Origin of the sequence: Paramagnetospirillum marisnigri (genome assembly GCF_001650715.1) — a bacterium.
GTDB lineage: Bacteria > Pseudomonadota > Alphaproteobacteria > Rhodospirillales > Magnetospirillaceae > Phaeospirillum > Phaeospirillum marisnigri.
Genome location: NZ_LWQT01000077.1, coordinates 216871 through 238650, shown reverse-complemented (window position 1 = coordinate 238650; position 21780 = coordinate 216871). Strand labels below are relative to the sequence as shown.

Genomic DNA, 21780 nt, shown 5'->3' with positions numbered 1-21780 from the left:
TTATCGTCGGGACGCAAGACCAGGGGGTGATCCGTGTCCAATTCCAACAGCCAGGCGGCGGCCGGGGCCGTCCAAGATTTCCGCAGCAAGATGATGGAGCTGGTCCGAGCCGGGGACGACAAGGCGGCTCTGGCTCTCGCCGAGACCTCAATTTCCGAGCCGGGTTTGGTCGCCGACGTCACCTGCGCCCTGGCCGCCATCTATTACCGTGCCGGTGGCATCGGTTATGCCATCAAGCTGCTGCGGTCCCAGGTGGACAGCGTGTCCTATCCGGCGGAGGTGCCGGAAATCCTGGCGGTGCTCTACGGTCTGGCCGGTTGCCTGGCCGACGCCATCTACTATGCCAAGCTGGCCACCACCGAAGAGGCCGCCAATGAAGTAACTCCCTATTTCGGGCCGGACTTCCCCAAGTTCACCGAAATCCTGACGCAGATCACCGCCAAGCCCTTGCTGGCCCGTGGCATCGCCGCCATGAACATGGGGGATCTGGAACAGGCCAAATTCCATGTGGAGCAGCATCTCAGCGTCACCTCCAATGATGTGGAAGCCCTGGACACCTATGCCCAGATCCAGTTGCTGCGGGGTGATACCGCCGAAGCCATCGGCATGCTGCGCTCCATCGCCACCCTGGCGGGTCCCAGCGCCACCCTGCTCAGCCGCCTCGCCCATTGCCTGATCAAGTCCGGCACGGCCCGCGAGGGTCTGGCCTGCCATCAGGAAGCCATCGCCCGCGCCCCGACCTCGGCCGCCATTCTTGGCGCGGCCATGGCCGATTTCCGCTATTTCGACGGTGCCGAGATCAAGGCGACCGGTATCGCCGAGGCTTGGGCGGCGCAACTGGCCGCCGCCGCGCCGAAGACGGTGCGCCCGGCGCCCAAATATGCCGGGGCCTCGCCCATCCGCATCTGCTATCTCTGCTCCTCCCTCGACACCCCCGAACTGCGGGCCATGGTTGGCGCCGTCGCCAAGGCCCATGACCGCTCCAAGGTCAATGTCATCGGCTTCGGCAAGGGCGAAGCCGACAGTCCCGCCAATTATTGGACCCGTGGCGCCTTCGAGCTGTGGCGTGACGTATCCGCCCTGGACGTCACCACCATGGGTGCCCTGATCCGTGGCGAGGGCGTGCATGTGGTGATCGACGCCGATGGTCTGTTGGCCCCCGCCAAGAGTGGGCTGTTCCAGCGCAATACCGCGCCCTTGCAGATCAATTGGCTGCATCTCCCGGTGGCCGGGCGCGCGCCCGGCAATTACCTGGCCTGTGTCGTGGGTCGTGAAGCGGGCGAGGGCGAGATCGCGCTCGCCTCGGGTCGCTATTGCCTGGGTGACCCCTTGGGGGCGGCGCCGGTGGCGACGCCTGCTCCCGCCGTCGAGGCGGGAACCATCACCTTCGGGACCGAACTGTCCCGGGCGGAACTCACCCCGCGACTGGCCATGGTCTGGGGGCGTATCCTGCAGGCGGTTCCGGGCTCGACCCTGTTGTTCCGTGATACCGGCCTGTTCCAGGACCCGCCGATGGTGGACGAGGTGGTGGCCCTGTTCGGCAATGCCGGTGTCTCCCACCGTATCGACGTGGTCCGGGGTGGCAGCCGCGCCGAATTCGCCGCCAGCATCGATGTGGCCCTGATGCCGTTCCCCTCCGCCGATAACCTTGCCTTTGGCGAGTTCCTCCGCGGTGGCGCTCCGGTGATTGCCCTGGCCAGCGAGGGCGTCGGCGCCGATATGGGGGCCTTCCTGGCCGCGGCCGGTTTGGGCGAGAGCCTGGTGGCGTCCGATGTGGCCGCCTATGTGGCGGCGGCGAGCGCCCTGGCGGGGAATGTGGCGGCGCTGTCGGCCATGCGGGCGGCGTTGCCCGAGCGGCTTGCCGCGGTTCCGGCCTTCTCGCCCAAGGGCTTCGCCGCCATGATCGAGGACGCGGTGACCCAGGCCCTTGGACGCCTGCAGGCGTGATGACCGAGGCCGCCGACGGATCGCCGGGACTGTTCGAACGTAACCTGGAACTGTTCCGGCGTCGGTTTCCCGAGGTGCATGAGCGGCTGACGGCCATCCGGACGCCGCTCAGCAGCATCATCCGCGACCAAGGCGTGCCGGTGGATATCGACCTGGGCAGCGGTCGGCTCTATAAGTGCGACGGCCGCGAACTGGCGCTGGCACAGGCGCGGGACTTCATCGAGACCCCGCGCCGGGTGGGCTATCAGGTCGTCAACGCCATGTCCGGCGACAGCCCCAGTTCGGCTCGGCTGTTCAACAGCATGCTCGACAGTGTCGTCCGCCATAAGGCCACCGTCCTGACCGGGGCGCCGGTCTGCCGGGCCGGTTTCCTGTTCGTCTTCGGCCTCGGTCTTGGCCATCACCTGCCCACCCTGGTGGAGAGCCTGACGGTGGATTGGGTGGTGGTGGTGGAAGCCATCGACGAATTCGTTCTGCATTCCCTGGCGACCATCGACTGGAGTGCCATTGCCGACCGCTGCGATCAGACCGGGACCAAGCTGTCCTTCGTCCTGGGCGAGTTGCCGGTCCAGCTGGTGCGCGATCTGGCGGTGTTGGTGGAGGAGCAGGGCGATCTGGGCATCGACGGCTCGTACTACTATCGCCATTACCCGTCCTGGGCGTTGGACAAGGCCTTCGAGGATCTCGTCAACAATGTTCCGCTGAAGATGATCCAGCGCGGATATTTCGAGGACGAGCGCAAGATGCTGTGGAACACCATAGCCAATCTGCAGAAATACGACTGTCATATGCTGTCGGGAGACTTTCAGCTTCCCATCAGCGCGCCCGCCTTCCTGATCACCTCGGGACCGTCGGTGGACAACGACATCGAATACATCAAGAAGTGGCGCGATCACGCGGTGATCTTCTCGGGCGGATCGTCACTGCAGATCCTGCTGGCCCATGGCATCGTGCCCGACTACCACGTGGAACTGGAAAACGTGGTCCAGGTCTGGGACTTTTTCGAGCACATGCTGGACCTGAATGCCGAGCGCTTCCCCGAGCGGCGCTTCACCGGCATCAAGCTGGTGGCCTCGGCGACGGTCAATCCCCGCATTTCCGCCCTGTTCGACGAGTCCTACTACTTCTTCCGCGACAGCGTGGTCTCGACCCGCTGCTTCAAGGGCGACTTCCCCGAAATGACCGCCATCGGCCCCAACGTGGCCAACACCATCGTGGCGGTGGCGGCGCGCATGGGGTTCCGCCACGTCTATCTGTTCGGCATGGATTGCGGCTGGCGCGACGGCGAGTCCCATCACTCCAAGAACACCGCCTATTACACCTCGAAGACCTTCAAGACCGGCAAGATGGTTGGGGATTACAGCTTTCCCGGCAATTTCGGCGGCACCATCCAGTCCAACCTGGTGCTGTCCTGGACCCGTGACATGCTGGAAGGCAAGGTCACCAAGTTCGGCCTGCGCGCCTTCAATTGCAGCGATGGCGGCTTCATCAAGGGCACCGTGCCCAAGCTGTCCGAGGCGCTGGAATTCGAAGGCCAGCCGTTGGACCGCGAGGCCATCTATGCCCGGGTCCGCAAGGATGCCACCTTCCTGGCCAAGGGCAGCTATCTGCCCCGCTTCGACTTTCCGGCCTATATCGCCGAGATCGACGCCTTCGAGGCAGCTATTGACGGACTGTACGCCGCCATCCAGCGCGAAGGCCACGACTTCCGCTGGATGCTGCATCGGCTGACCGAGATCAACCGGAACTGGGTGACCAGTCCCTATTCCCATGTCTATGCCATGTTCGTCGGCCCGACCATCGGCATGGCCAAGTGCGGCTGCGTCTTCCTCAACCGCATCGAGGATCCGGACGAACTGGCGGCGGTGTTCGCCGATTTCCTGGCCACCTACCACGCCTTGCTCAAGGAAATGGTCGACGAAACCCGCGCCATCTTCCAGGAGGGCAAGGCCTGGATCGACGGCGGGCCGGAGCCGCAATGGGCCAAGGGGTTGCAGACCACGCCCGGCTACACCTTCTGACCGGGTCCTTCCATGTGCGGCTTCGCCGGATTCCTCGACATCACCGGAACAACCCCCGAGCGGGCGCGGGTGGTGGCGGCCATGGCCGCCACCCTGATCCATCGCGGCCCCGATGACGACGGCGCCTGGGTGGATGAGCAAGCCGGGTTGGCGCTGGGTTTCCGCCGCCTCGCCATCCTTGATCTCAGCCCCCAGGGGCATCAGCCCATGGACTCCCATGATGGCCGCTGGGTCATCAGCTTCAACGGCGAAATCTACAATCACGCGGCGCTGAAGGCGCGGCTCGACCCCGCCATCGCCTGGCGCGGCCATTCCGACACCGAGGTGCTGCTGGAAGCGGTTTCCGCCTGGGGGGTGGAGGCGGCGGTGGCCGCCTTCGACGGCATGTTCGCCTTCGCCCTGTGGGACCGCCGCGACCGGGTGCTGTATCTGGCCCGCGACCGTTTCGGCGAGAAGCCGCTGTATTGGGCGCGGTGCGGCGGCAGCCTGCTGTTCGGTTCCGAGTTGAAGGCCCTGGCCGCCCATCCCGCCTGGGACGGCACCCTGGACCGCGACACAATGGGGCTGTATCTGCGGCTGGGCTGGATTCCGGCGCCGCACACCATCTACGCCCAGGCCCGCAAGCTGGAACCCGGCACGGTGATGACGGTGCGGGGCGGCGAGGCGTCGCTTGCGCCCTATTGGTCGGCGGTGGCGACGGCGCGGGCGGTGGAGGGCCGCTTCACCGGCACGGCGGATCAGGCCGCCGACCGGCTGGAGGAGTTGCTGCGGGCCTCGGTGGGCTTGCGCATGCAGGCCGATGTGCCGGTGGGGCTGTTCCTGTCGGGCGGCATCGATTCGTCCATCACCGCCGCCCTGATGCGTCAGCTGTCCGGCGCGCCGGTGCACAGCTTCACCATCGGCTTCGACCAGGACGGGCTGGACGAAAGCCGCCATGCCCGCGCCGTGGCCGACCATCTCGGCACCCTTCATACCGAAGTGCGCATCACCGATGCCGAAGCGTTGGAGCAGGTGCCGCGCCTGGCCTGGATGTATGACGAGCCCTTCGCCGACCAAGCCGCCCTGCCCACCGCCCTGCTGGCCCAGGTCACCCGGCGGCAGGTGACGGTGGCGCTGTCGGGCGATGGCGCCGACGAATTGTTCGGCGGCTACGGCATTTACCGTTCCATCCCCAGGGACTGGCGCGGGCTGGCCGCCACCCCCCGGCCGCTGCGGCGCCTGGGGGCGCTGGGGGCGCGATGGCTGGCGGCCCCGGCCGAGGGGCTTGCCGCCCTGGCCGCGCCCTTGTCCAAGCGACGCAGCCATCCCGGCTACCGCCTGGGCCGCGCCGCCGAGCGGCTGGGGGCCGACAGCCTAGCCAAGCTGCTGGGGCTGCATTATTCCCGCTGGCGCGGCATGCCCGACCTGGTGCCAAGCGCTGGCGCCAAGCCCTGCCTGTTCGACGCGCCGACCCCGGCGGTGACGGACCCCGCCCTGGCCACCATGCTGCTCGACGTGCTGGGCTATCTGCCCGACGATCTGTGCGTCAAGACCGACCGCGCCACCATGGCCGCCTCGCTGGAGGCGCGGCTGCCCTTCCTTGACCCCGCCGTGGCCGAATTGGCCTGGAGCCTGCCCACCGGCCTCAAGATCGACGGCGGCACCGGCAAGGCAGTGCTGCGGCGGGTTCTGTATCGCCATGTTCCCCGCGCCCTGGTCGACCGGCCCAAGATGGGCTTCGAGGTGCCGCTGCGCCGCTGGCTAGGCGGGCGGCTGAAGGACTGGGCCGACGACCTGCTGGCCGAGGACCGGCTGCGCCGCCAGGGTTGGCTGAACGCGTCGCTGGTGGCGCGCTGCTGGAGCGAGCAGCGCTCGGGCGCCAAGAACTGGCAAAGCGAAATCTGGCAGGTCCTCATGCTTCAGGCCTGGCTGGAGCAGGGGCGCCGGGCCTGATAGACTTGAGCCCAAGCATATAAGATCGCTGGGGGAAATCATGATCCATCCGGAAGACGAGACCAAGTCCGCCGCTGCCGCCGTCGTCGAGGCTTCGGCCCAGGAAACGGCGCCCGCGCCCAAGCCCGCCGCCCCGAAAGCCGCCACCAAGACGACCAAGCCGACGCCGCGGGCCAAGCCCCCCGCCGCGCCGTCCACTCCCACCGCCCAGGCGCTGCACGAACTGGCCGAGATGCGCCATGACCCCGAGGCCATTCGCCACGCCTTCGAAACCGGCGCCTATCCCTACAAGTCCAGGATGGGCCGGGCGGAATACGAGGAGAAGAAGGCGGCGCTGCAGGCCGAACTGCTGAAGGTGCAGTTGTGGGCCAAGGAAAGCGGCCAGAAATTCGTGCTGCTGTTCGAGGGCCGCGACGCGGCGGGCAAGGGCGGCACCATCAAGCGCTTTACCGAACACCTCAATCCGCGCGGCGCCCGCGTGGTGGCGCTGGAAAAGCCCAGCGAGGTCGAGCGCGGCCAATGGTTCTTCCAGCGCTACATCCAGCACCTGCCCACCGCGGGCGAGATGGTGCTGTTCGACCGCTCCTGGTACAACCGCGCCGGGGTCGAGCGGGTGATGGGATTCTGTAGTCCAGCGGAATATCTGGAATTCATGCGCCAGACCCCCGAGATGGAGCGCATGCTGGTGCGCTCGGGCATCAAGCTCTACAAATACTGGTTCTCGGTCACCCAGGACGAGCAGCGCCGCCGCTTCAAGTCGCGCGAGAACGACCCGCTGAAGCAATGGAAGCTGTCGCCCATCGACAAGGCGTCGCTGGGCAAGTGGGCGGAATACACCGAGGCCAAGGAGGCCATGTTCTTCTACACCGACACCGCCGACGCGCCGTGGACCATCATCAAGTCCGACGACAAGAAGCGGGCGCGGCTGAACTGCATGCTTCACTTTCTCAACTCGGTGGATTATCCCGGCAAGGACCGCTCCCTGGTGCACGCCCCCGACCCGCTGATCGTCGGCAAGGGCGCCCATGTGGTGCATAAGAGCGAGCATATCCTGGGTGGCACCCTGTAGAAGGGGCGCCCGCAACATAGAGGATGGAATGAAACAGGCCCTTCGGATCGTCACGGCGGCGATTGTCGTCTCCCTTCTTCCCGTCGCCGGGGCGGCAATGGCCGCGGATACCACCAAGCGCATCGGCACCCATGGTACCTGGGACGTCCTGACCTTCGCCGATGGCAAAGCTTTGACCTGCTATCTCGCCGCGCCGGCCGCCAAGGTCCAGGGCGGCGAGAAGGGGGCCAAGACCGCCACCTTCCTGACCGTGACCCATCGTTCGGGCGGCAAGAGCACCGACGAGGTCAGCATCAGCGGCGCCTATGGCTTCAAGAAGGACACCAAGGTGGAATTGCGGGTGGGCACCAAGCCGCACAGCCTGTTCACCAAGGGCGACCGCGCCTGGGGCGAGGACGCCAAGGCCGACAAGGCGATCGTCGCCTCGCTGAAGGGGGGCAAGGAAGCGGTGATGCATGCCACTCCCGTCAAGGGGGCCGATATCACCGCCACCTTCCCGCTGGCCGGGTTCTCCGATGCCCTGGCCGCCGCCGACAAGGCCTGCGGCGTCAAGCGCTGATCCGCGTGGGTGGCCGGGACAAGGCCCGGCCATGACGAAAGAGTGGCCGGATCAAGCCCAAAACGGGGCTTCGATTCGACCAAATCCAGATGAATTCTATCGCCGCCCCATGAAGGGCAGGAATTCCATGTCGCTGCCGGTGATGTGACCGAGCAGCCAGGTGGCCAGGGAATCGCCCAGGGTGCGGACGATGCCCGCCCTGACCTCGTCGTCGCCGTCGCGATAATGGCCCAGGGTCGATTCCAGCCGCTGCTGCAGCATGGCATGGGCAATCCTATGGCTGTCCAGTTCGGGAAAGCCGATGCGGCGCTGAAGATCTTCCTCGCGGGCGAAATGCTCGCGGCAGAGTTCGGTCAAGTCGTCCAGCACCCGGCCGGTGGCGTCCAGACCGAGCTCGCCCCGCGCCGCCGCTTCCAGCAGGGCGATCAGGCCGATCATGCGGCGGTGGTCGTCATCGATGACCGGGTCGCCGAGTGCGAGAGACTCATCCCAGGCGATAGACATCCTACTCCTCCCACCCGCGAGCTTACCCGAGGACGGCCGCCGGGGAAACGGTGGATGCATGCTTCCCTGCCCGGGCGATTTTCCGCTACGCTTGCCCGGTCAATTCCAGCCCAAGGAAACAGATCGCATGTTCGCCGTTCACTGCAAGGACAAGCCCGGCCACCTTCAGGTCCGCCTGGACAACCGCGCCGCCCATCTTGAGTTCATCAAGGCCCATATCGACAAGGTGGTGCTGGCCGGGCCGCTGCAGACCGAGGATCGCCAGGGCATGGTCGGCAGCCTGCTGGTGATCGACTTCCCCGACCGCGCCAGCCTCGACGCCTTCCTGGCCGCCGACCCCTATGCCAAGGCCGGACTGTTCGAAAGCGTCACCATCACGCCGTTTAAGAAGGTCTTCCCCTGATGGCCTTCTGGCTGGTCAAGTCCGAGCCCACCGCATGGTCCTGGGATGATCACGTCAAGAAGGGTGTCCAGTACTGGGACGGGGTGCGCAATCATCAGGCGGCGGCCAATTTGAAGGCCATGCGCCGGGGCGACCGCGCCTTCTTCTATCACTCGGTGGAAGAAAAGCGCATCGTCGGGGTGGTGGAGGTGGTGGGAGAATCCTACCCCGATCCCACCGATCCCGAGGGCAAATGGGTGGTGGTGGATTTCAAGGCGCTGATGCCTGTGAAGACACCGGTCACCCTGGCCCAGATCAAGGGCGATCCCCGGCTGGACCATCTGGCGCTGGTGCGCCAGTCGCGCCTGTCGGTGACGCCGGTGGACGAGGAGTCGTGGCGGATCATCTGCGGCCTGGCGGGGGTCGAGGCTTGAAGACCCTCTGTCCCCTGGATTCCATTCCCGATCCCGGCGCCCGCGAATTCAAGGTCATGCTCGGCGGCGAGAAGCGGCGGATCTTCGTGGTCCGCCAGGGAGACGAGGTGTTCGGCTATGTCAATTCCTGTCCCCATGTGGGGGCGCCGCTGAACATCGAGGACGACGCCTTCCTCGACATCTTCAAGACCTCGATCCTGTGCGCCAATCATTTCGCCCTGTTCGAAATCGAGACGGGGCTGTGCGTGCGCGGTCCCTGCAACGGCCGCAGGCTGGAGGCGGTTCCGCTCGAGGTGGTGGACGGCGAGATCAGGACCCTGGGTTGATGATCATTCCGTGACAGCGTACCTCCTACCCATTCGAGCGGGCTTGTGTCCCTCGCCCGAGTCGAACATAATCGTCACCCGCAGTAATGGGGAACACCCCGTGCCGGCCGCCGCCGAGCTTGGGTCAAATCAGAAAAGGGAGACACCCCCGAAATGTCCGAGGTTTATCCGATTCCCGCTGAAACCGCCAAGAGTGCCCTGATCGACGAGAAGACCTACCATGAATGGTATGACCGGTCGATCAAGGATCCCGAGGGCTTTTGGGCCGAGCACGGCAAGCGTATCGACTGGATCAAGCCCTTCACCAAGGTGAAGGACGTGTCCTATAACGGCGATGTGCACATCAAGTGGTACGAGGACGGCACCCTGAACGTGGCCGCCAACTGCCTGGACCGCCACTTGGCCAAGCGCGGCGACCAGACCGCCATCATCTGGGAAGGCGACGATCCCAGCGAATCCGCCCATATCACCTATCGTGACCTGCACGAGCGGGTGTGCCGTCTGGCCAATGCCCTGACCGATCTGGGCGTCAAGGCCGGTGACCGCATCACCATCTACCTGCCCATGATTCCCGAGGCCGCCGTGGCCATGCTGGCCTCCGCCCGCATCGGCGCGGTGCATTCCATCGTGTTCGGCGGCTTCTCGCCCGACGCCCTGGCCGGCCGCATCCAGGATTGCGATTCCTCCATCGTCATCACCGCCGACGAAGGTCTGCGCGGCGGCCGCAAGGTGCCGCTGAAGGCCAATGTGGACAAGGCGCTGGAGACCTGCTGGTCGGTGAAGAACGTGGTCGTGGTCAAGCGGACCGGCGGCAACGTTCACATGGTGACCGGCCGCGACAGCTGGTACGAGGATCTGGTGGCCAAGGCCGCTCCGACCCATACCCCGGTCGAGATGAGCGCCGAAGCTCCGCTGTTCCTGCTCTACACCTCCGGCTCCACCGGCAAGCCCAAGGGTGTGCTGCACACCTCCGGCGGCTATCTGGTCTATGCCTCCATGACCCACCAGTACGTCTTCGACTATCATGACGGCGACATCTACTGGTGCACTGCCGACGTGGGTTGGGTGACGGGCCACTCCTACATCGTCTATGGCCCGCTGGCCAACGGCGCCACGACCCTGATGTTCGAGGGCATCCCCAACTACCCGACCGTGTCGCGGTTCTGGGACGTGGTGGACAAGCACAAGGTCAACATCTTCTACACCGCGCCCACCGCCATTCGTTCGCTGATGCGCGAAGGCGAGGAGCCGGTGAAGAAGACCAGCCGCGCCTCGCTGCGCCTGCTGGGTTCGGTGGGCGAGCCCATCAATCCGGAAGCCTGGACCTGGTATCACCGCGTGGTCGGCGACGGCCGTTGCCCCATCGTCGATACCTGGTGGCAGACCGAGACCGGCGGCATCCTGATCACCCCGCTGCCCGGCGCCACTCCGCTGAAGCCCGGTTCGGCCACTCGTCCGTTCTTCGGCGTGGTTCCGCTGATGGTGGATGCCGAGGGCAAGGAGCTGTTGGGCGCCACCGAGGGCAATCTGTGCATCGCCGATTCGTGGCCGGGCCAGATGCGCACCCTGTGGGGCGATCACGAGCGCTTCAAGCAGTCCTACTTCACCACCTATCCCGGCCGCTACTTCACCGGTGACGGTGCCCGTCGTGACGAGGACGGCTACTACTGGATCACCGGCCGCGTCGACGACGTGATCAACGTATCCGGTCACCGCATGGGCACCGCCGAGGTGGAATCCGCCCTGGTCGCCCATCCCAAGGTGGCCGAGGCCGCCGTGGTCGGCTATCCGCACGAGATCAAGGGCCAGGGCATCTATGCCTATGTCACCCTGATCCAGGGCGAGGAGCCGACCGAGGAACTGCGCAAGGAGCTGGTCAACTGGGTCCGCAAGGAAATCGGCCCCATCGCCAGCCCCGACCTGATCCAGTGGTCGCCGGGCCTGCCCAAGACCCGTTCGGGCAAGATCATGCGCCGCATCCTGCGCAAGATCGCCGAGAACGATTACGGCGCGCTGGGCGATACCTCCACCCTGGCCGATCCCACGGTGGTTGACGATCTGGTCGAAAACCGCATGAATCGGGTCTGATCGGCGTGTAGAGGCTCAGGGGGCCCGTGGAGCGATCCGCGGGCCCCTTTCTCTTTGATGGGGACAGTATGGCCTTCAAGATCATCCTTCTGGCTTTCGCGGCATTCGGCGGGCTGTACCTGCTGTTCGTCCTTTTGCTCGCGCTCAACCAGCGTGGCATGATCTACCATCCGGAGCAGACCCGTTCCGACCCGGCCGAGGCCGATGTCCCGGAGATGGTGCCGGTGCCCTTGAAGGCCGAGGATGGCTGGCCGGTCGGCGGCTGGTATGCGCCGCCCAAGCAGTCGGGCAATCCCACGGTGGTGTTCTTCCACGGAAATTCCGGAACCATCGCGTCGCGCGCCTTCAAGGCCCGCTCCCTGCTGGATGCCGGGTTTGGGGTCTTCCTGGCCGAGTATCGCGGCTATGGCGGCATGCCGGGGCGGCCCAGCGAGAAGGGGCTCTATGCCGATGGCCGCGCCGTGGTCCAGTGGCTGCTGTCGCGCGGCGTGCCCGCCTCGAAGATCGTGCTTTACGGAGAATCCCTGGGGGCCGGGGTGGCCATGGAGATGGCCGGGCTGATGGACCCCATGCTGGTGGTGCTGGAATGCCCCTTCACCTCCATTCCCGATCTGGCGCCTCCTTACGTGGTGCCGCCGCTGCCGCATCTGCTGATCTCCGACCGCTTCGACAATCTGTCCAAGATGGCGGGGCTCAGGGTGCCGCTGCTCATCGTCCATGGCGAGCGCGACGAGACCGTGCCGGTGGAGATGGCGCGCCGACTGCTGGCCGCGACATCCACCGAGGCGAAGGAAGGCCTGTTTATTCCGACCGCCCATCACAATGACCTGTGGGACCACGGCGCGGGCGAGAAGGTCATCGACTTCATCGCCCGCCGAGGCCAGTAGGGTTATCCCTTGGTCCGCACCCGGTAGCGCAGCACCGCCTCGCCCTTGGCGGGCACGTCCACCCGCCAACGGACGGTGGCGGCGGAGTCGCGGGAATGCTTCTGGCTTTCCTCAAGGATCGTCCAGTCGGCGCGCAGCGCCTCGATGACCGTCACCGGGGCGGCATGGTCGCCGCCATTGGCGAGGCGGACTTCCTGGGCGGTTTCGGTGCTGTCGGGGGACAGGCGCTGGAAATCGGTCTGCACCCGGCGCGCGGTGACATCGAAGGCTTGCCCCAGGGAGATGCGGCCGTTGCGCCCCTCGGGCAGCGGGGGCAAAAGGTCCTCGCCTAGCGGCACCAGACGGCCATCGCGGCCGCGCTCGCCCACCCGGATGACGCCGCCCGGCAAGGGCTTGCCCAAGCCATTGGCGGAGGTATTGGCGAATTCGATCACCTGCACCGGGTGAAGGTCGCGGCTGTCGGACTGGCGCGCCTGATGGACCGGGACCGGCTGGGGCTCCAGCACCAGTTCCCGCGTGATGGGCACCGAGCGGGCGCTCAGCAGCGGCACCTGCCGGGTCTCGCCGTCTCTCAGGGTCAGCGGTCGCTCTACGGTATAGAGGTGATAGGGCCCCACCGCCTCGCGGACCGGTTCGGCCGCTGGAGCGGCGGTCATGGCCATGGCGCGCATCACCTTGGGCTGGGCGCGGTCGGGCTCGGGGGCCTGGTTGGGGCTGCCGGCCAGCAGCCGCAACCGGGCGTCGGTGTAATCGGCGCCGCTGGCATTGGTAATGCTGGCCCACAGGGTCAGGGTCATGCGGTCTGCGGACAGTTCGGCGCTGGCGTCGCTGCTCCAGCCCAGGCCGGTGGTGCGATAGGTCAGCTCCACCTCTCGTGGTCCCGCCGCTTCCGCTTCGATGGCGGCACGGAAGGCTGGGCCGGGGCGCAGCCCGGCGGGCAGGGCGTCGAACAGGATGCGGGCCGGGGTGCCGCTGACCACCTTGCCCGCCACCAGGAACAGCGGTTGCGGCCGGGCCGCCAGGACCTTGGCCCGTTCATTCCGCTCCGCTCCGCCGCCATCCTGCCAGACCAGGGTGACCTCGCGTCCCACCGACGCGGCCAGCAGCCGTTCGGGGGAAAGTCCGTCCAGGTCGAAGCCCTGCTCCAGGACCCGGAGGCCGGTGCCGGTCAGCATGGCGCTGCTGGCAAGGGCATCGCGCGCCACCGCCTCGAAGACCAGCGTGCCGGCTCCTCGTTCTGCCGTGATAGGGCGGCGGTCCTGGACCAGGGCGCTGCCGTTCTGGGACACGGTCAGGACGATGGACCCGGGCGAGGGGGCCATCTCGGCGGCATGGACGCCCAGGGGCAGGACAAGGCAAATGGCAACAACGGGCAGGATGCGCATGGCGGCCTCACCGGAAGGGATGGGGCATCATGGTGCACCGGGAATCGGGCGGGAAAAAGGCCGATCCGTCGCCCGGGTCGGGGTCAGGGGGCGGCGGAGAAGGTCATGGTGATGCGCCGCCCGCCCAGGCCGAAGCCGACCTTGCTGCAGCAACGGTGAATGATCACCAGGCCCAAGCCGCCCGCCGCTACCGGCGGTGGTCGGGTGGGACGGGTCAGCGGGGGGCTGAAGCCCCGGCCCCGGTCCTCGATGGAAACCTCCAACTCGGTCCCGCGCGTGCGGGTGATGATGGTGACCGGCAGGCAGGCCCGTGCCGGATCACCGCGGCGTTTCTCCATGGCCTCGGCGAAAATCCGCAGTCCCGCCAGATCGGCCCGCATGGACCCGTCCAGGCCAAGATTGCCGTGGATGACCGCATTGCCGATGGCTTCCTGCACGGCGCAGCGGATGTCCATGTCGGTGCTGTGCAGGCGTTGGTCGCCACGGGCATTGACCGCCGCCACCAGGGCGTCGGACAGATCGGTATCGATGGCGGTCAGGGTGGAGACCCGGATCACCAGATCGGCCGGGGTGGGAAGTTCGAATGCGGCATGGCCGTCGCAAGAGGCGTCGATGAAGATATCGGCGGTCTGCGTCAGGCTGGCGGCGGGGCCGCCGGGGGCGCGGCCATCGAACACCGCCACCATGCGGCGGCCGGAGAGGCTGCGGTTGAGATCGAGCATACGGCGGCGGATTCGGTCGAATTCCGCCTCGGCCACGCCTAGATTGAGGAAGTCGAGGCCGCTCACTTGAACTCGAACAAGGTGTCGAAGCTGGCGCGCCGCAAGGTATCGGCCACCATGCCCTGGGCATTGCGAACCACCACCTTCAGGCCGGACTCCTGGGCGGCATCGTAGACGTGGACGAACAGGCTCATACCGGTGGAGTCGATGAAGGTCAGGCCGGCCAGGTCGAGTTCGCACACCGTGGCGCCCTTGGCGACCTGATCGACGAATTGCGGAAACTGGGCGGCATCGGCAAAGGTCAGTCGCCCCGACAGGGAGGCCTGGATCTGGCTGCCATTGCGTTTGGTGGTGTATTGCATCTGACGAATCTCCCCACGAAGTCTTAGCGCATCCGGTCGATCCGGTCGATCCCCCGAAGGGTCAGGCGGCGCGAATATTTGATAGGAAGGTATCCACCTGCTGGCGCAGGGTGGTGGCCCGTTCCGCGACCGTCCGCGCCGCTTCCAGCACGTCCGAGGCGGCATGGCCGGTCTCGCCCGCCGCCTGGTTGACCCCGACCACGTTGGAACTGACTTCGTCGACGCCCTGGGAGACCTGCGACACATTGTTGGCGATTTCCGACGTGGCGGCATCCTGTTCGGAAACCGATGAGGAAATACCCGATGACAGCTCGCTCATCTGCTCGATGATGCCGGTGATCTCGGTGATGGCGTTCACCGCCGCGCGGGTTTCGTTCTGAACCGAATTGATCTGGGCGGTGATCTCGTCGGTGGCCCGCGCCGTCTGGTTGGCCAGGTTCTTGACCTCGTTGGCGACCACGGCGAAGCCCTTGCCGGCATCCCCCGCCCGCGCGGCCTCGATTGTGGCGTTCAATGCCAGCAGATTGGTCTGGGCGGCGATGTCGTTGATCAGGGTCACCACCTCGCCGATCTTGGTCACCGCATGGGACAAGCCGCGCACCGAGACATTGGTCTCCTGGGCGCGATGACGGGCGCTTTCGGCGATATGGACCGAATCGGCGACCCGATGGTTGATGGCTTCAACCGAGGCCGACAGATGATCGGCGGCCGAGGCGACGGTGCGCATGTTGACCGCCATCTCCTCGACCGCGGCGGCCACCACGGTCGCCTGGTTGGAGGTTTCCTCGGCGGTGGCCGACATGGTCTGCGAGGTGGCCTCCAGCTCGGTGGCCGAGGCGGCCATGGTTTCCAGGACCTCGGCGACCTCGAAGTTGAACTGGCCCAGGATGCCGTCGATCACTTTGGCGCGGCGGTCCTTGGCCTCCTGCTCGGCCTTCTGTTGGCGGGTCAGGTCCTCGGCGCGCAGCAGTCCCTGGCGGAAGGTTTCCACCGCCCGGGCCATGTCGCCGATTTCGTCATGGCGGTCCCCCCCCTCGATCTCATGGTCGAGATCGCCCTTGGAGAGGATTTTCATGCCCGTGATGATCTTGCTGAGCGGCCCCGAGATATCGGCGGCGATCATCCAGGCGATACCAATACCGGCGGCCAGCAGCACCACCGTGGCGATCAGATAGGTGGTCAGCGCCCGTTCGGTCTCGGCGCGGATGGAGCCCGCCAGGGCGATCAGCTCGGAGGCCACCTTGTCTTCGACCGCCTTGAGCAGATCGATCTTCTTGGTGATGGTATCGAACCAGACCGGGGCTTCGACCTCGCCGGTGGAGCCGGTGAACGGGCTGTCCATGGCGATGGTCCGCATGCGGTCCACCTCCTTGGTGATGGGGTCGGCCAGGGCGGTGGTCAGGGCCTGGCGCTGGTCATCATTGGCATAGATGGCATAGGTGGCAAAATAGGTGTCCTGCTGGGCGATCAACTGGGTGAAGCGGCGATGGATGGCGGCTTCGAACTTCTTGCCGCCGAAGCCGCCCGAGGCGGTGGCGCGCTCCTGGCCCGCCCGCTCCTTGCCGTGCAACAGCTGGGTATAGGCGGTGATGGCCTTGGACAGCCGCACATCCGATCCCATCACCGCCATCTGCTCGACCACCGCCAGCAGCTTGCCGATGGTGGCGGTGTAGTAGGCGGCGGTTTCGGCCTGGGAGAGGCCCAGTCCATCCACCGCCGAGCGCCGGGCGGCCAGAGTTTCCAGTCCGGCCGTGGCGGCGGTGATGGCCGCCTTCAGCCCGGCACCGGTTTCCGGCGAATCGAACTTGCGCAGGGCCGAGGTCAAGGCGCCGAGGCGGAGATCGGATTCCTTGCGCTGGCCGGGCAGCCGGTCGCCGAACTTGGCGCCCTTGCTGCCGACGAAGCCCACCGACATGCCGCGTTCCTTCTGCAGTTCATGGACCAGGGTGCCAATGGTGGGGCCAAGGGCGGCCAGGTCCTCCAACTGCTCCATCTTCTGGGCGAAGCCGATCTTTTCGGTCAGGCCGATGCCGGAAAAGACCAGCATGCCCAGAACTGGCAATAAGATCGCCAGTCCAATCCGCGAGCTGAGACGAAGATTTCTTAGAAGAGAATGCATCGTGGACCCCGTATCGCAGACGGCCAAGTTGTTTTGTATTTGTCCCGCGATCGAAGTCTTGGCGCAAGTCAAAAAGAGGCTTTGCGCATACCTCTTTAGAAGTAGCGAAATCCGAAATTTCCCCACCCTGCGACGCATGTGCCAATGCGAAGGAATAGGCCTGTCATTGAGACGAGGCGTTGACGCATTCGACCCGCCACCCCTCACCGGTGAAATCCAGCCGGGTCAGGGAGAGGGGGTGGACCGAAAAGCGCAGGGCTTGGGCGGCGGACAGCTCCAGGGCCTGGGCCAGGGCGGCACGGATGGTCCCGGCATGGACGATGGCCAGCAGGTCGCGGCCGGGATGGGCGGCGGAGAGGCCCAGAAGCGCCGGCGTCACCCGCTCGATCACGGCGGCGAAGCTCTCTCCCCCGGGCGGGGTCGCGGTGGCCGGGTCGCGCCAGAAGGCGGCAAGGTCCGGGTCCTTGGCGGCCTCCAGGTCGCTCCAGCTGCGGCCCTGCCAGCGGCCGAAATCCTGCTCGGCCAGATCGGGCTCGACGATGGGCGGCGGCAGCAGCAGGCCGGCGGCTTCAAGGGCGCCCGCCGTCTGGCGGCAGCGGATCAGGCCGCTTTCCACCAAGACCGGGTTGATGGGAAGGATGCGGGCGAGGGCGCGAAAGACCTCGTCCTCCGACGTGTCGCAGGCCACGTCCAGCCGACCGTGGATGCGGCCGAATGGGCAAGGGACCGGCGCGTGCCGCAGCAGCCACCAGCGGGTCGCGGTCTGGGTCACGGCCGCACCATCCCGGCCACGGCCAGCAGGATGGAGAGTTCCGCCACCTGCTGCACCGCGCCCAGCACGTCGCCGGTATATCCGCCGATGGCGCGTCGCGCCACCTGGACCACCGCCAGACTGCCCAGCACCGCCGCCAGTGCCGCCGCCAAGGCGCCGCCCAACCCGAGACAGAGGATACAAAGGCCGAGGCCGATGGCGGCCGCCGTGGCGGCAACCGTGGCATCGGGCGATCCCGCTCCGGCGCCCAGTCCATCGGGCCGGGCGGGCGGCAGAATCTGCATGGCCGCCGGAATCATCGCCCGCGACAGGGCGGCGGAGGCCACCAGCGCGGTTGCCATGGCCCAGCCGCCACCCAGGGCGGCCAGGGCGGCGGCGCGCAGCCCCACCGAGAACAGCAGGGCCAGCACGCCATAGGCGCCGGTGCGGGAATCGCGCATGACCTCCAGGCGGCGCTGGGTGTCGCCTCGCGCGCCTAGCCCATCGGCCAGATCGGCCAATCCGTCCTCGTGCAGCGCTCCGGTGATCAGGACCCCGGCCAGCACCGCCAGCAGGGCGGCGGCCAGGGGTGGCAACAGCGCGGCCGACGCCGCCCCCACCAGTCCGGCGGCCAGCCCCACTCCGGCTCCCACCAGCGGGAAGGTCCGCATGGCGGGCGCCAGGCCGCCCGGGACATAGCCGGGATCGGGCAGGGGCAGCCGGGTCATGAAACTGGCGGCGAGATGAAGCTCGGCCAGCCAGTTCCCAGGGGGCGGCGGCGGTGGCGAAGAGATGTTGACAGGTGACTCGCTCATCATCCTGGTTTATAGGACGAGCCTGACGGTGACGCAATATCTGGTGGAGCGCTCCCTTGAATTTATCTATTTCTAGCGTATCGTCCTTGCGGACCGTCCTGGCCGACCTGCCCGGACCCGATGCCGCCGCCCAGGCTCTGTGGGCGGCGCGCGAGCCGCAACTGACCAAGCCCGGCGGCTCGCTGGGACGATTGGAAGAGTTATCCTCCTGGCTGTGCGCCTGGCAGGGGTGCCACCCGCCCCGCCTTGAGCGGCCGGTCGCCCGCGTCTATGCCGGGAATCACGGCGTGGCGGCGCTGGGGGTTTCGGCCTTTCCCGCCGAGGTGACGGTGCAGATGGTCGCCAATTTCCAGCGCGGCGGCGCCGCCATCAACCAGTTGTGCGGCGCTTTCGGCGTGCAGTTGGAGGTGCTGTCCCTCGATCTCGACCGCCCCACCGCCGACTTCACACAAGCACCGGCCATGGACGAGGCCGAGTTCGTGGCGGCGGTCCAGGCGGGCATGGACTCGGTTCCCGCCGATGCCGACCTGTTGGTGATCGGCGAGATGGGCATCGGCAACACCACCCCGGCGGCGGCGGTGTCCTGCGCCCTGTTCGGCGGCGAGGCGGCGGACTGGACCGGGCGCGGCACCGGTGTCGAGGGCGGCGCCCTGGCGCGCAAGATCCAGGTGGTGGCCGAGGGCGTCGCCCGCCATGGCGGGCAGTCGGCGCTGGACATCCTGCGCTGCCTCGGCGGCCGTGAACTGGCGGCCATGGCGGGGGCCGTTCTGGCGGCGCGGCTGCGGCGGGTGCCGGTGCTGCTGGACGGCTATGTCACCACGGCGGCGGTGGCGGCCCTGGCGGTGGAACGCCCAGGGGCGCTCGATCATTGCATGGTGGGGCATGTCTCGGTGGAGCCCGGCCATCGCCGCCTGATCGAGCGGCTGGGCAAGGCGGCGCTGCTGGACCTGGGCATGCGCCTGGGCGAGGGCTCGGGCGCGGCGGTGGCGGTGGGGCTGGTGCGGGCGGCGGTGGCCTGCCACACCGGCATGGCCACCTTCGCCGAGGCCGGGGTCAGCGACGCCGGAGAAAAGTGACAAAGCCGGGGACGGCGGCCATAATGGATGCCGACCATCAGACGCGAGGCCGACATGCAAAGCCAAAACCCCTTCTTCGACGACCTGGCCCGGGTGGCTGGCGGCGCCATGGGCGCCCTGTCCGGCCTCAAGGCCGAAATGGAAGCCATGGTCCGCCAGCAGTTCGAGCGTGTCACCGCCAGCCTGGATCTGGTGACCCGCGAGGAGTTCGAGGTGGTCCGCGCCATGGCCGCCAAGGCGCGCGAGGAGCAGGAGGCTTTGGAGGCGCGGGTCGCGGCGCTGGAGGCCCTGTTGGCCGAAGCCGCCGCCGCGCCCAAGGGGACGGCGCCCAAGGCCAAGGCACCGCCCAAGCCAAAGACCTGATCTGGTTATCCACAAAAATTCACAAATACAGACTCAATAATGCCTTGCGCCGAATCGGGGCGTGTGGTTGGCTAGCCCTTGTGTGAACGCTTGTGAACCAAACACAAGGGTTTGATTCAGGTCCGGCACCGGACGGTAGCCATGCCAAGGAGGGCTCAGGCATGACCTTAACCGCCGCTTATGGGGACGACGACCCGGCTGCCAATCCCGTCGATATGGTCGAACGGATCGTTTCCGCCAATGACTGGGCTTTCGATCGCCGCAGCGATGAAGAACTGGCCGCCGAGGTTCCCGGCCAGTGGTGCAATTACTCCCTATACTTCGCCTGGCGCGAGGATATGGGGGCCATGCACTTCACCTGCGCCTTCGACATGAAGGTGCCCACGCCCAAGCGCACCGCCATCTGCGAATTGCTGGCCCTGATCAACGAGAAGCTGTGGCTGGGCCATTTCGGTCTATGGGACGAGGACTGCGTGCCCATGTTCCGCCATACCTCGCTGCTGGCCGGTGGTGCCGGCCTGTCGCCGGAACAGGTGGAGGATCTGATGGATCTGGCCGTCGCCGAGTGCGAGCGGTTCTATCCCGCCTTCCAGTTCGTGATCTGGGGCGGCAAGTCCGCCCGCGAGGCGGTCGCCGCCTCGCTGCTGGAAACCGCCGGCGAGGCGTGATCCCGGAGTTTTCGACATGACCAAGATTCTGCTGGTGGGCTGCGGCAAGATGGGCTCGGCCCTGCTGTCGGGCTGGCTGGACCAGGGCATCGCCGCCGCCGACATGGTGGTGGTGGAACCCGCCCTGCCCGCGCTCGGCGTCGCCGTGATGGCCGACCAGGCCGCCATTCCGGCCGGGTTCAATCCCGATGTGGTGGTGCTGGCGGTCAAGCCCCAGGTCATGGCCCAGGTCCTGCCCCCCTATGCGCGCTTCCAGGGCGCGGTGTTCCTGTCCATCGCGGCGGGCAAGCCCATCGACTTCTTCCGGACCCATCTCGGCCCGTCGGCCGCCATTATCCGCGCCATGCCCAATACTCCGGCGGCGGTGCGGCGCGGCATCACCGTCTGTTGTGCCGGTTCCGGCATCGGCGACGCCCAGCGCCTCTTGGCCGAAACGCTGCTCTCGGCCGTGGGCGAGGTCGGCTGGATCGAGGACGAGAGCCTGATGGACGCGGTCACCGCCGTTTCGGGGTCCGGCCCGGCCTACCTGTTCCTGCTGGCCGAGGTCATGGCCCAAGCGGGGGTGGCCCAGGGCCTGCCCGAGGATCTGGCGGTGCGTCTGGCCCGTGCCACCGTGGCGGGATCGGGCGAGTTGCTGCGGCAATCATCGGAAAGCGCTGCGCAGCTTCGCCAGAATGTCACCAGCCCGGGTGGTACGACCGCTGCCGCCCTGGGGGTGCTGATGGCCGACAGTAACGGCCTGCCCGGCCTGATGAATCAAGCGGTGGAGGCTGCCGTCCGGCGAGGGCGGGAACTTGCCGGATGACAGTATAAATATGCATCCTTAGTATATTTCGTCACAAAGCGGTTGAGTCTGATTGACTCTTTCGCACCTGCGAGATTATGTTCGCTGCACCGCACAAAACCCTCTCGGTTGGAGACGCCACAATGGCCGCCAAGCAGACTGAACAGTTTTTCGATTTCGACGTCAGCAAGTACCTGGGTGACTTCAAGGTCCCCGGCGTGGATGTCGAGACCATCGTTGCCAATCAGCGCAAGAACATCGAAGCGCTGACCCAGGCCAACAAGCTGGCCTTCGAGGGCCTGCAGAACGTGGTGAAGCGTCAGGTCGAGATCCTGCGCCAGACCATGGACGAAGTGGCCCAGGTTTCCAAGGATTTCGCCGAGCCCGGCACCCCCCAGGACAAGGCCGCCAAGCAGGCCGAGTTCGCCAAGGACGCCTTCGAGCGCGCCCTGGGCAATGCCCGCGAGCTGGCCGAGATGATCGCCAAGGCCAATTCCGAGGCCTTCGACCTGCTGAACAAGCGCTTCACCCAGAGCCTCGACGAGGCCCGTGAGGTGTTCGTGAAGGCCGGCAAGAAGTAATCTTC

At 66.7% G+C, this 21780-nt stretch carries 22 protein-coding genes; 15 read left to right on the top strand and 7 right to left on the bottom strand.

What is annotated here, in order from left to right:
- Positions 1-33 precede the first annotated feature (33 nt).
- The 5 genes from A6A04_RS15460 to A6A04_RS15440 are packed head-to-tail and all read left to right on the top strand — an operon-like array spanning position 34 to position 7528.
- Positions 34-1947, top strand: a complete 1914-nt coding sequence (locus A6A04_RS15460; RefSeq protein WP_068494436.1) for a tetratricopeptide repeat protein — start codon at positions 34-36, stop codon at positions 1945-1947.
- Positions 1947-3968: a motility associated factor glycosyltransferase family protein gene (locus A6A04_RS15455; RefSeq protein ID WP_068494434.1), complete on the top strand. Its 2022-nt coding sequence runs from the start codon at positions 1947-1949 to the stop codon at positions 3966-3968. The genes A6A04_RS15460 and A6A04_RS15455 overlap by 1 nt, the downstream gene beginning before the upstream one ends.
- Positions 3969-3980: 12 nt before the next feature.
- Positions 3981-5900, top strand: a complete 1920-nt coding sequence (gene asnB / locus A6A04_RS15450) for an asparagine synthase (glutamine-hydrolyzing) (RefSeq protein ID WP_068494432.1) — start codon at positions 3981-3983, stop codon at positions 5898-5900.
- 40 nt (positions 5901-5940) lie between these two features.
- The gene (gene ppk2, locus A6A04_RS15445) at positions 5941-6969 is read left to right on the top strand and encodes a polyphosphate kinase 2 (protein WP_082914965.1); all 1029 of its coding nucleotides are present in this window, start codon (positions 5941-5943) and stop codon (positions 6967-6969) included.
- 28 nt (positions 6970-6997) lie between these two features.
- The gene (locus A6A04_RS15440) at positions 6998-7528 is read left to right on the top strand and encodes an invasion associated locus B family protein (RefSeq protein ID WP_068494430.1); all 531 of its coding nucleotides are present in this window, start codon (positions 6998-7000) and stop codon (positions 7526-7528) included.
- Between the two features lie 96 nt (positions 7529-7624).
- Here the strand turns inward: A6A04_RS15440 and A6A04_RS15435 are convergent, their stop codons facing one another.
- Positions 7625-8032, bottom strand: a complete 408-nt coding sequence (locus A6A04_RS15435) for a bacteriohemerythrin (protein WP_068494428.1) — start codon at positions 8030-8032, stop codon at positions 7625-7627.
- A gap of 127 nt (positions 8033-8159) precedes the next feature.
- Between A6A04_RS15435 and A6A04_RS15430 the strand changes: the two genes are divergently transcribed.
- From A6A04_RS15430 to A6A04_RS15410, 5 genes are all read left to right on the top strand, one after another.
- Positions 8160-8435, top strand: coding sequence for a YciI family protein (locus tag A6A04_RS15430; protein WP_068494427.1), 276 nt, complete (start codon positions 8160-8162; stop codon positions 8433-8435).
- Positions 8435-8848, top strand: coding sequence for an EVE domain-containing protein (locus A6A04_RS15425; protein WP_068494425.1), 414 nt, complete (start codon positions 8435-8437; stop codon positions 8846-8848). Before A6A04_RS15430 ends, A6A04_RS15425 begins: the two co-directional genes overlap by 1 nt.
- The gene (locus A6A04_RS15420) at positions 8845-9174 is read left to right on the top strand and encodes a Rieske (2Fe-2S) protein (RefSeq protein WP_245651227.1); all 330 of its coding nucleotides are present in this window, start codon (positions 8845-8847) and stop codon (positions 9172-9174) included. Before A6A04_RS15425 ends, A6A04_RS15420 begins: the two co-directional genes overlap by 4 nt.
- A 153-nt stretch (positions 9175-9327) precedes the next feature.
- On the top strand, positions 9328-11262 hold the full coding sequence (gene acs, locus A6A04_RS15415; RefSeq protein ID WP_068494423.1) for an acetate--CoA ligase: 1935 nt from the start codon (positions 9328-9330) through the stop codon (positions 11260-11262).
- 68 nt (positions 11263-11330) lie between these two features.
- Positions 11331-12149, top strand: a complete 819-nt coding sequence (locus A6A04_RS15410; RefSeq protein WP_068494421.1) for an alpha/beta hydrolase — start codon at positions 11331-11333, stop codon at positions 12147-12149.
- Between the two features lie 2 nt (positions 12150-12151).
- Here A6A04_RS15410 and A6A04_RS15405 read toward each other — a convergent pair whose 3' ends face one another.
- The 6 genes from A6A04_RS15405 to cobS form a co-directional block, all read right to left on the bottom strand.
- Positions 12152-13534, bottom strand: a complete 1383-nt coding sequence (locus tag A6A04_RS15405; protein ID WP_245651226.1) for a DUF4139 domain-containing protein — start codon at positions 13532-13534, stop codon at positions 12152-12154.
- Positions 13535-13617: 83 nt separating this feature from the next.
- Complete coding sequence (locus tag A6A04_RS15400; RefSeq protein WP_156612639.1) at positions 13618-14322, bottom strand: ATP-binding protein; 705 nt, start codon at positions 14320-14322, stop codon at positions 13618-13620.
- Positions 14319-14618: an STAS domain-containing protein gene (locus A6A04_RS15395; protein WP_068494417.1), complete on the bottom strand. Its 300-nt coding sequence runs from the start codon at positions 14616-14618 to the stop codon at positions 14319-14321. Before A6A04_RS15395 ends, A6A04_RS15400 begins: the two co-directional genes overlap by 4 nt.
- Positions 14619-14679: 61 nt before the next feature.
- A complete protein-coding gene (locus tag A6A04_RS15390) occupies positions 14680-16680 on the bottom strand; it encodes a methyl-accepting chemotaxis protein (protein ID WP_245651225.1) in 2001 nt (666 codons plus the stop codon).
- Between the two features lie 220 nt (positions 16681-16900).
- Positions 16901-17509: a histidine phosphatase family protein gene (locus A6A04_RS15385; RefSeq protein ID WP_068494412.1), complete on the bottom strand. Its 609-nt coding sequence runs from the start codon at positions 17507-17509 to the stop codon at positions 16901-16903.
- Positions 17506-18303 (bottom strand): adenosylcobinamide-GDP ribazoletransferase, encoded by a 798-nt coding sequence (cobS, locus tag A6A04_RS15380; protein WP_068494410.1) that lies wholly within the window; start codon positions 18301-18303, stop codon positions 17506-17508. The genes A6A04_RS15385 and cobS overlap by 4 nt, the downstream gene beginning before the upstream one ends.
- Positions 18304-18359: 56 nt before the next feature.
- On the opposite strand from cobS, the gene cobT reads away from it, so the two are divergent.
- From cobT to A6A04_RS15355, 5 genes are all read left to right on the top strand, one after another.
- Positions 18360-19379 carry a nicotinate-nucleotide--dimethylbenzimidazole phosphoribosyltransferase gene (cobT, locus tag A6A04_RS15375; RefSeq protein WP_068494408.1) on the top strand — a complete coding sequence of 340 codons (1020 nt, stop codon included), beginning with the start codon at positions 18360-18362 and terminating at the stop codon, positions 19377-19379.
- A gap of 27 nt (positions 19380-19406) precedes the next feature.
- Entirely contained in the window at positions 19407-19742 is a 336-nt protein-coding gene (locus A6A04_RS15370) for an accessory factor UbiK family protein (RefSeq protein WP_245651224.1), read from the top strand.
- A gap of 161 nt (positions 19743-19903) precedes the next feature.
- Positions 19904-20410 (top strand): type III secretion system chaperone family protein, encoded by a 507-nt coding sequence (locus tag A6A04_RS15365; RefSeq protein WP_068494406.1) that lies wholly within the window; start codon positions 19904-19906, stop codon positions 20408-20410.
- A gap of 16 nt (positions 20411-20426) precedes the next feature.
- Positions 20427-21215 (top strand): pyrroline-5-carboxylate reductase, encoded by a 789-nt coding sequence (proC, locus tag A6A04_RS15360; protein WP_068494404.1) that lies wholly within the window; start codon positions 20427-20429, stop codon positions 21213-21215.
- Between the two features lie 122 nt (positions 21216-21337).
- Positions 21338-21775, top strand: a complete 438-nt coding sequence (locus A6A04_RS15355; RefSeq protein WP_068494402.1) for a phasin family protein — start codon at positions 21338-21340, stop codon at positions 21773-21775.
- Positions 21776-21780: the final 5 nt, after the last annotated feature.

Bases quoted from the DNA above. Each gene is read 5' to 3' on its own strand.
- A6A04_RS15435 (WP_068494428.1), bottom strand. From the start codon at position 8,032: ATGTCTATCGCCTGGGATGAGTCTCTCGCACTCGGCGACCCGGTCATC.
- A6A04_RS15410 (WP_068494421.1), top strand. From the start codon at position 11,331: ATGGCCTTCAAGATCATCCTTCTGGCTTTCGCGGCATTCGGCGGGCTG.
- cobS (WP_068494410.1), bottom strand. From the start codon at position 18,303: ATGAGCGAGTCACCTGTCAACATCTCTTCGCCACCGCCGCCGCCCCCT.
- A6A04_RS15455 (WP_068494434.1), top strand. From the start codon at position 1,947: ATGACCGAGGCCGCCGACGGATCGCCGGGACTGTTCGAACGTAACCTG.
- A6A04_RS15430 (WP_068494427.1), top strand. From the start codon at position 8,160: ATGTTCGCCGTTCACTGCAAGGACAAGCCCGGCCACCTTCAGGTCCGC.
- proC (WP_068494404.1), top strand. From the start codon at position 20,427: ATGACCAAGATTCTGCTGGTGGGCTGCGGCAAGATGGGCTCGGCCCTG.
- acs (WP_068494423.1), top strand. From the start codon at position 9,328: ATGTCCGAGGTTTATCCGATTCCCGCTGAAACCGCCAAGAGTGCCCTG.
- asnB (WP_068494432.1), top strand. From the start codon at position 3,981: ATGTGCGGCTTCGCCGGATTCCTCGACATCACCGGAACAACCCCCGAG.
- A6A04_RS15355 (WP_068494402.1), top strand. From the start codon at position 21,338: ATGGCCGCCAAGCAGACTGAACAGTTTTTCGATTTCGACGTCAGCAAG.
- A6A04_RS15365 (WP_068494406.1), top strand. From the start codon at position 19,904: ATGACCTTAACCGCCGCTTATGGGGACGACGACCCGGCTGCCAATCCC.
- A6A04_RS15405 (WP_245651226.1), bottom strand. From the start codon at position 13,534: ATGCGCATCCTGCCCGTTGTTGCCATTTGCCTTGTCCTGCCCCTGGGC.
- A6A04_RS15440 (WP_068494430.1), top strand. From the start codon at position 6,998: ATGAAACAGGCCCTTCGGATCGTCACGGCGGCGATTGTCGTCTCCCTT.
- A6A04_RS15395 (WP_068494417.1), bottom strand. From the start codon at position 14,618: ATGCAATACACCACCAAACGCAATGGCAGCCAGATCCAGGCCTCCCTG.
- A6A04_RS15370 (WP_245651224.1), top strand. From the start codon at position 19,407: ATGCCGACCATCAGACGCGAGGCCGACATGCAAAGCCAAAACCCCTTC.
- ppk2 (WP_082914965.1), top strand. From the start codon at position 5,941: ATGATCCATCCGGAAGACGAGACCAAGTCCGCCGCTGCCGCCGTCGTC.
- A6A04_RS15425 (WP_068494425.1), top strand. From the start codon at position 8,435: ATGGCCTTCTGGCTGGTCAAGTCCGAGCCCACCGCATGGTCCTGGGAT.